Annotated in this window: 6 protein-coding genes; 5 read left to right on the top strand and 1 reads right to left on the bottom strand. The window is 36.7% G+C overall.

Translation table 11 applies throughout. The annotated features are described in order from the left end of the window. Window positions 1–27: 27 nt before the first annotated feature. The gene (gene mfd, locus BUA16_RS15485; RefSeq protein ID WP_394333080.1) at window positions 28–3,396 is read right to left on the bottom strand and encodes a transcription-repair coupling factor; all 3,369 of its coding nucleotides are present in this window, start codon (window positions 3,394–3,396) and stop codon (window positions 28–30) included. A 652-nt stretch (window positions 3,397–4,048) separates the two neighbouring features. Between mfd and BUA16_RS15490 the strand changes: the two genes are divergently transcribed. The 5 genes from BUA16_RS15490 to BUA16_RS15510 form a co-directional block, all read left to right on the top strand. Next, the gene (locus BUA16_RS15490; RefSeq protein ID WP_143150537.1) at window positions 4,049–5,224 is read left to right on the top strand and encodes a helix-turn-helix domain-containing protein; all 1,176 of its coding nucleotides are present in this window, start codon (window positions 4,049–4,051) and stop codon (window positions 5,222–5,224) included. 451 nt (window positions 5,225–5,675) lie between these two features. Beyond that, the gene (locus BUA16_RS15495; RefSeq protein WP_072765655.1) at window positions 5,676–7,100 is read left to right on the top strand and encodes an amidohydrolase family protein; all 1,425 of its coding nucleotides are present in this window, start codon (window positions 5,676–5,678) and stop codon (window positions 7,098–7,100) included. A gap of 354 nt (window positions 7,101–7,454) precedes the next feature. Further along, window positions 7,455–7,862: a lipocalin-like domain-containing protein gene (locus BUA16_RS15500; protein ID WP_072765656.1), complete on the top strand. Its 408-nt coding sequence runs from the start codon at window positions 7,455–7,457 to the stop codon at window positions 7,860–7,862. A 34-nt stretch (window positions 7,863–7,896) separates the two neighbouring features. Then, window positions 7,897–8,307, top strand: a complete 411-nt coding sequence (locus BUA16_RS15505) for a hypothetical protein (protein ID WP_072765657.1) — start codon at window positions 7,897–7,899, stop codon at window positions 8,305–8,307. 186 nt (window positions 8,308–8,493) lie between these two features. Further along, window positions 8,494–8,776 (top strand): ISAon1 family transposase N-terminal region protein (locus BUA16_RS15510; protein ID WP_072765658.1); only part of this gene is annotated, 283 nt, incomplete at its 3' end.

Here is an 8,776-nt window from a genome sequence, read left to right on the forward strand (position 1 = left end):
AAATAAGGCGATTGGCAAAACAAAGTTTTAAGCCACAGTTTGTTGAGTTTTTTCAAAAGGCTGCATGGCTTTGTATGCCTTGTCTATAGATTTAATGCCATCAAAAACCAACAACAATCGCAGACCGTTTCGGGTTTCTTTCTCCTTTAGTTTTCCTAAACCGGGGTTGTTCTGTACAAATCGCAATACGTTGTTAAACGTAGGGCTTTGGTAAAATTCCGACTGTTGGTCGGCAATGAAATAACCGATCATTTTTCCTTTTTTCATGACAATCTTTTCTATTCCCATATTATTGGCGATCCACTTGATACGTACAGAATTTAGTAAATCTTCGGCTTGAGAAGGAATTTCACCAAACCTATCGACCAGTTCGCGTTCGTACTTTTGTAAGCCTTCTTCGTCTTTGACCAAGTTGAGTTCGGTATACAGGTTTAGGCGTTCAGTAATATTATTGATATAGTCATCTGGGAAAAGGAGCTCAAAGTCGGCATCGAGTTGGGTTTCTTTTATAAAGACCTTCTTTTTGTTCTCTATTTCATCATAGAGGTATTTAAACTCGTTTTCTTTTAATTCATCTATGGCTTCTGTCAGAATTTTCTGGTAGGCATCAAAACCAATATCGTTGATGAATCCGCTTTGTTCACCTCCCAAAAGATCCCCTGCACCTCTAATTTCCAAATCTTTCATGGCAATATTAAAGCCGCTTCCTAATTCCGTAAACTGCTCTAGGGCCTGAATTCTTTTTCGGGCGTCGTTGGTCATGACCTCGTATGGCGGGGTAATGAAATAACAAAATGCTTTTTTATTGCTTCGGCCAACGCGTCCACGCATTTGGTGAAGGTCGCTAAGGCCAAAATTATTGGCATTATTGATAAAAATAGTATTGGCATTACTCACGTCTAGTCCACTTTCGATAATGGTTGTCGATACCAAAACATCAAAATCGCCATTCATAAAAGCCATCATTAAAGCTTCTAGTTTTTTACCGTCCATTTGGCCGTGTCCGATCCCTATTTTTGCATCTGGGACCAACCTTTGGATCATTCCGGCCACTTCCTTGATGTTTTCTACCCTATTGTGAATAAAAAACACCTGGCCACCTCTCTGAATTTCATAGGTAACAGCATCCCTGATGGTTTCTTCGCTAAAACGGATAACCTCACTTTCTATGGGGTAACGGTTGGGCGGAGCGGTATTGATAACCGATAAATCCCTTGCTGCCATAAGGCTAAACTGTAAGGTTCTCGGGATAGGGGTTGCGGTGAGGGTAAGGACATCTACATTTTCCTTTATAGATTTTAGCTTATCCTTTACCGACACGCCAAATTTTTGTTCTTCATCGACTATTAAAAGCCCCAAATCTTTAAAGACGACGTTTTTGTTGACCAATTGATGGGTACCTATAAGGATGTCTACTTTTCCGGCGGCCAATCTTTCTAGAGTGTCTTTCTTTTCTTTTGCGGTGCGAAAGCGATTGACGTATTCTACGGTTACCGGCATCTCTTTTAGGCGCTCGGAAAAGGTTCTGTAGTGTTGAAAAGCCAAGATGGTAGTAGGTACCAATACAGCGACCTGTTTCCCGTTGTCTATTGCTTTAAAGGCGGCTCTAATAGCTACTTCTGTCTTTCCAAACCCTACATCGCCACAGACAAGGCGGTCCATGGGGCGTTCGCTTTCCATGTCCTTTTTAATGTCTTCGGTAGCCTTGGTCTGGTCTGGTGTGTCTTCGTAAATAAAAGAAGCTTCCAATTCGTGTTGCAAATAGGTGTCGGGACCATATTGGAATCCCTTTTCCAATCGGCGCTTGGCATACAATTGTATTAGGTTGAAGGCTATTTTCTTTACCCTGGATTTAGCTTTCTCCTTTACTTTTTTCCATGCTCCGGAGCCCAATTTGTACACTTTGGGCGGGGTGCCGTCCTTTCCATTGAATTTGGAGATTTTGTGTAAAGAATGTATGCTCACATACAGGATGTCGCGTTCTCCATACACCAACTTGATGGCTTCCTGTTTTTTGCCCTCTACATCTATTTTTTGTAGGCCACCAAACTTTCCGATTCCATGGTCGATATGGGTAACATAATCGCCAACTTCTAATTTGTTTAGATCCTTTAGGGTAATGGCCTGTTTTTTGGCATAGCCATTTTTTAAATGGAATTTTAGGTAACGTTCAAAGATTTGGTGATCGGTATAACAAACTATTTTTAAGTCGTTATCTATAAATCCCTGATATAGGGGGAGTACTATGGTTTTGTAATGAACTTCTTTGTCTACCTCTTCAAAAATATCGTGAAAGCGCTTGGCCTGTTGTTCCGTAGCACAAAAAATATAATTGGTGTATTTAGCTTTGTGATTCTCGTTTAAGTTCTCTATCAATAAATCAAATTTCTTATTGAAAGAGGGCTGTGGTTTGGTGCGGAATTCGATGGTCTCTCCGCTGATTGGGGCGTTTTTAGAGGTGAACTCACCATCAATCTCAACCACATTAAAATCAGCCAATTGTTCTTTAATAAGGCCAGAATGGGCAAAAAGCTCTACTGGTTTGGCGCGTTTAATTTCTTGCGATAGTTGTGAAAAAGCCTCTTCTGCTTTTTCAAAAAAGGAATCCAACCTCGCGTAAATGACACTCAGGTTTTTGCTGAATATAATAGTTTCGGGAGCTATGTATTTTAAAAAGCTCTCCCTGTTTTCGTCTAAAAATTTATTTTCAACGTTGGGAATGATGGTAATCTTCTTCACCTTGTTGGTAGAGAGTTGTGTCTCTACATCAAAAGTTCGGATACTATCCACTTCGTCCCCAAAAAATTCTATTCGGTAAGGCTCGTCATGTGAAAAGGAAAATACATCGACAATACCACCGCGAACAGAAAACTCTCCCGGTTCGGTTACAAAGTCCACTCGTTTAAACTTGTACTCGAACAATACTTCATTTAAAAAATCCAAGGAGATGGTGTCATCCAACTTAATTTTTAAGGTGTTCTTTTCCAGCTCTTTCCTAGTGACCACTTTTTCGAAAAGCGCATCGGGATAGGTGACGATGATGGCCGGTTTTTTTCGGGAATTGATCCGGTTAAGCACTTCTGCCCGCAACAATACATTGGCATTGTCCGTTTCCTCAATTTGGTACGGCCTTCGGTAACTGCCAGGATAGAACAAGACATCCTTGTCGCCCAATAGCTGCTCTAGGTCGTTTAAGTAATAGGCGGCCTCTTCCTTATCGTTTAATATAAATAGAAAAGGGGTATGTGTTTTTCTGAAGGTTTCAGAAATTACAAACGATAATGAAGAACCGATAAGCCCTTTTAAATTTGTTTTGCTTGAAGAAGCGCCTTGAAATTCTGCAATAGTTTGCTGCAGTTTTCGCAATTGCGGAGACTGTGTAAACAGTTGTAACATAGAAGATTTTGTCAACCGTATGATTTTTTTGCAAATATAACCCTAGATTTTGCTTCCCCAAAAAGATGGGGGTATTTTACCTTATATTTTCTTATTGGGCAAAACCTTGGTCCTTGTAGAATAATGATCTATACAGGTTGGTTGGTATTATTTATTTTTTGGTTTATGGCGATGTACCTGCCATTTTTTCGTTCACATGCCAACTGTTCATGGTATAATGTGGAGTTGCCATAACACTTTTTTAAAAGTATTTTAAAAAACATTGTATCCTTTAAAAAAAAGGGGGTAATTATCAGGGATGATTCTATTATAAATAAGCATTTATTTTGGTAGTACGTGTTACTTTTACTTACTTTGGGAGCAGATATATCTCCATGGTGAGAAGGTTCTGAAGACTGGTCTATAGAGTTCTTTTTTATATTGGATTTTTGAAGCTTGCGTAGGATGGGTATCCCGATAGAACAATGGGGTCTCGGGCTTATTTTTGGTAAATGGGTGAAAATGGAACCAGGAAAAAAATGTTTGGCTTATGTAGAACAAGTGTGAAATTTTGGATTCAAAACCCAAGGAGCCATAACCTTTATAGCACGGCCATGTAGGGACGAATTAATTTTAAAAAGTCTGGTTCACATAATTATTAATTACTTGCGGTTTGTATAATATTCTATTGATAACCTCCATTTTTGGATTTGTTTTAACAACCTTATTTTTTTTTAAGAAATCGACCAATTCCAAGGCAACTTTTTTTTTGGGAAGCTTCTATTTTTTGTTGTCTTTCTATGCCTTACATGCTTTTGTAATTGATGGCGGGCATCTAGAAGAATATCCTGGTTTTTTTTTATGGCCTCTTGTGCCTTTCAATTTAATTTTTGTCCCGGTATATTTTTACTTTCTACTTGTTATTGAAGATCAATTTAGATGGAGAAAGCGTCACCTGCTCCTATTTGTACCAATGCTATTGGCCATGATAGATGTTGCCTATGTCTTTCTGTCGCCTGATTCAGTGTACGATGATCTTTTTTATAAGGCGGTTACCAATCCAAAAGATAGACTTCAGGCTCATTATTGGTTATTAGGTTTAACGCAACACCATCTAATGCGGCATATTTGCCAATTGGCGGCACTGTTGGTCTTATTGCCGAAATTGTTGAATTTTATGAAGGAGGAGCGCGAGGACAAACTAAAGAGGAGCTTAAACAAGTGGTTGATGACTTTTTGGTCTATTCTGATGTTTATGTCACTCGGGGCCATATTGTATGCTGTTGAAAAGATATTGGGGAAAAGCTTGTTCAACCTTTTATTCTTCAATTTCAGCCATAGCGATATCATAGTACCCTTGGTCTTGTACCTAGTGGTGTTTTGTATTGGGATAATCCCCATCTATTTCCCTACCATCCTTCAGGGATACCCACAATTTAAAAAAGTTACGCCAGTGACCAATAAGGGTATGGGAGAAACAGGGGATCTAAAATTTGGCCTAGAAGAAACTGAGATCAAGGAAAAACTGGAACTCATTAGTCAAAATAAGTTGTATCTGCAAAAAGATTTTAACGTAAGTCTTTGCGCTCGGGAGCTGGAAATGCCTGCCCACCATATATCATATTTTTTAAAAAAATATTATGGGCTAAGTTTTACCTCCTATAAAAATAATCTGCGGATGGAGCATGCAAAAGAAATGATTGCCAAGGACTTCTTGAGCAATAATACTATGGAAGCTTTGGCTTGGGAGTGTGGTTTTTCCAGTAGAAGCTCTTTTAGCAAGGCTTTTAAGAGCGCTACAGGTCTTAGTCCTAGTGAATATATGCAAAACCTGCAGCCGAACGACTAAGGGACTGCTGCGGTTTTCCTGCCTTACATTTTTACTACACAAAAGGATGTCTAGATTTAATGTAGACACCACTAAAACCATCCTAGACTTGGTTCCTGGCGATTATGTGCTCGACAAACTCATCTTTTAGAACATGTTGGTGCCTCTTGTCAGGCGGTTCCAGTTGTTTTAGGATATTAAACTTAATCTTATCAATATGCCTTATCACTTACGGTTTCCTTTAGATTTGAATCTAGAAATAGTATATAAATTAATTAATAATTATGTTGTTGGAAAGAAGAGGGGGCTGGGGGAGACTTATAACTAATTAAATTGTTCACATTTTTAGTAAGAAGTACGGGGTGAAACTCCCTTTTCCTACTCGACACTAAACCTTAGCTGTTGGACAAAAAACTGTAACAAAAAATGAGATTATCCGTCTTGTAAAGTAAATCATCAATCAAAATTCAAAATGAAGTACTTAAAACTTCTAGTGCTGTTTGCAATTATCAACTTCAATTTAAACGCACAAAACAATTCAAATTTAAAATCCAACAAACAAAAGGAAATTACCTATGTCATAAAGAATGTGAACGTAATCCCAATGACCAAGGAAAATAAAGTCATTGAAAATGCAACAGTAGTCATAAAAGATAACAAAATATACGCTATCAATAAGTCAATACCAAAAAACCCAACAATTATTGACGGCACAGATAAATGGTTAATTCCTGGACTTATTGATATGCACGTTCATACATTATCAGATGGATCTCCTTTTGTAATGTACCCAACAAAAGGCCCTTTAGTTAGTTTCAACACTCAATATAATATGACTCCATATATTGCAAATGGAGTTACAACAGTTTTTGAATTGGGTGCAAGACCTGAACATATAGGACAACGTAATGAAATTATCAGAGGAGATGTTATTGGGCCACGAATAGCTTTAGCCAAAGTAATTGGAGGAAATAAGTCTAACCTTACCGCAAAAACCCCTTCTGATGGAAGAAATGCAGTGCGTTTTGCGAAAGAAGAGGGCTATGAGTTTATAAAAGTTTATACTTGGTTAAATGAAGAAACTTTCAAAGCAGTAATAAATGAAGCCGAAAAACAAAATATGAAAGTAGTAGGGCATATTCCAATCGCTTTCAAAGGGAAAGAAGCCAAGGATTTTTTTGTACCTCACTTTGATTTAATTGCACACGCAGAAGAATTATCAAAACAAACAGACGATTATAGTTATGAAAAAGCACAAGAATTCGCACGTTTAGCCAAAAAAAATGGTACCTGGTTAATTCCAAACTTGTCCAATATGGTGGCTATTGAAAAACAAGCCAAATCACTAAAAAATATTGAAAATATACAAGGTTTTAAGTACGTACATCCATTGATGCAAAATAAATGGCTAACCTCTAATAGTTATTATGGTGCTTCAAATGACTTAATAACATATTATAAAGAATTGATGGGCTTTCACATCCTTATTGTAAAAGCTTTTAAAAAAGCTAACGTACCTATGGTTGCAGGAACAGATGCTGGAATTTCTGGTATTGTTTTGGGATTTTCACTTCACGATGAACTCAAATTGTTAGTAGAAGCAGGCTTAACGAATGAAGAGGCTTTGACTTCTGCAACTAGATTAGGTGCTGAATGGCTTAGAATTGATGATAAAATAGGAACTATTGAAACTGGTAAGTTGGCAGATTTAATTTTACTTAATGAAAATCCTTTAGAAAAAATATGCAATACAAGGAAAATTTCAGGTGTATTCGTTGACGGTAACTGGATTGATAGAAGTAAAATTGACATAATGCTATCAGAAGTTGAGAAATGGAATACTGCTAATAAAGAAAAGTATGACTGGAAAGAACTTTTGAATAGTTTAAAAAATTAATAAAAAAACTATGGTTAAAAACGTAGAACTGTGTTCGTGTGGCCGGTATGGTCCAACATGAAGCCTTAGTTATTGAACTGAACCTAAAGGTAGCTTCAAGCAGGTATTAGCCCACTGTTCAATACCTTTAAGTATTGTCTAATTAATTTATTGTAAAACTGTACGAGGGAGATGTAAAACAACAATAGGTCAATATTTTATACCGAATTCAAAAAACAAGAAGGCATTACGCCCAAGCAGTGTAAAGAAATGTTAAAAGAGGCTGAATAAGGCTAGCTCGAACTTTTTTATTTTATTTTCGCGCTCTAAAAATAAGGCGCTACTTGCCCGCTAATTTTAAAAAATCAAATAGAAATGAAAAATGTATTATATGTATTTATACTTGCCATGATTTGTTTAACAAGTTGTAGTAAGGGTGATGACCCTATTTCTGAAGATCCTATTATTGGTGTTTGGAATATTGTTACAATTAATGAAGCCCCAGTAAATGAATGCACTAAAAAAACAGAAATTCTTTTTCTAAAAGACGGAAATTATATTCTAGAAGGTTATAACGTAAATTCAGAAAATAATTGTGACAAGCAAGAATTAATAAGAGGCAATTGGGAGAATAAAGGAAATGATGTCTACTCTATAAAAAATAATGGAGCTACTTTAATACAACAAATTAATATTTTATTCAGTAATAACAATAATACGATCACTACGAAAGAGATTTCTATGGAAGACGAATCAGAAGTCATAGTTCTAAATAGAAAATAGTCTTTTATAATAACGACAATTTAAATTTATCAAAATGAAAATTTTCGCAAAGCGATTAATAATTCTGTTTTTTAGTGTTTTCACCCTATTATCTTTCACATCTTGCAATAGTGACGATGATGAAGCCACCACTATTTACAGTTATACGCTGGAAACTTATACGAACATGACGGTTACTCCCAATACAGAAGGTGCAACCCAAGCTACAGAACTATTCTTAGAAAAAGATTGGATGATGACTAAAGCTATTCCAGGAAATACTTTAGAAGTAAGTGATCTTTCTGCAAAAATAATTTTTCAAAGCATTGTAGAACAAGCTAATCAAGAGTTTTTAAATATAGATTTTCACAACAACACGAAATTAACCTATAAATTAACAAGAAAACATCCATCTAATAATTCAGAGGTAGAAGTAGATGTACAGGTGTGGAATTTTATTAAATAATAATTTGAATAAAATGATATAACTGCCTGTAATAACCAAGGAATATTCGGCCCGCTGATAGGCCAGGGCTTAATATCTTGTTGACGGATCCCTTTTCTGCTTATGGGGAAAGCGTTTCTGGATCAAGCACAAAAGTTGTGTGTGAATTGAAATAGGAGTTCGATATTTGCAGAAAAACGAACAGCATTGGAATTATCTATCGACCTATTAAAGCTTATACTGCCTGAACTATTAATAACCCACTTTAATCTTGTCTCCCATAAAACAGAAGAGGGTACCCTTCATTTATATTTTGAAGAAAAGAAGGATACACCTAAAGAGGAAAAACATCGCATTTTAATAGGTCATGGCTTTCATAAGGAGATCGTCGTCCAGGATTTCCCATTACGAGGAAAATCAGTCTTTCTCCACATTAAGCGCCGCCGTTGGCTGGACAAGGCCACGGGGAAAGCCGTGCAAAGAGATTGGG

This window comes from Arenibacter nanhaiticus, from assembly GCF_900141935.1.
Taxonomy (GTDB): domain Bacteria; phylum Bacteroidota; class Bacteroidia; order Flavobacteriales; family Flavobacteriaceae; genus Arenibacter; species Arenibacter nanhaiticus.

Bases quoted from the DNA above. Each gene is read 5' to 3' on its own strand.
- mfd (WP_394333080.1), bottom strand. From the start codon at position 3,396: ATGTTACAACTGTTTACACAGTCTCCGCAATTGCGAAAACTGCAGCAA.
- BUA16_RS15495 (WP_072765655.1), top strand. From the start codon at position 5,676: ATGAAGTACTTAAAACTTCTAGTGCTGTTTGCAATTATCAACTTCAAT.
- BUA16_RS15500 (WP_072765656.1), top strand. From the start codon at position 7,455: ATGAAAAATGTATTATATGTATTTATACTTGCCATGATTTGTTTAACA.
- BUA16_RS15505 (WP_072765657.1), top strand. From the start codon at position 7,897: ATGAAAATTTTCGCAAAGCGATTAATAATTCTGTTTTTTAGTGTTTTC.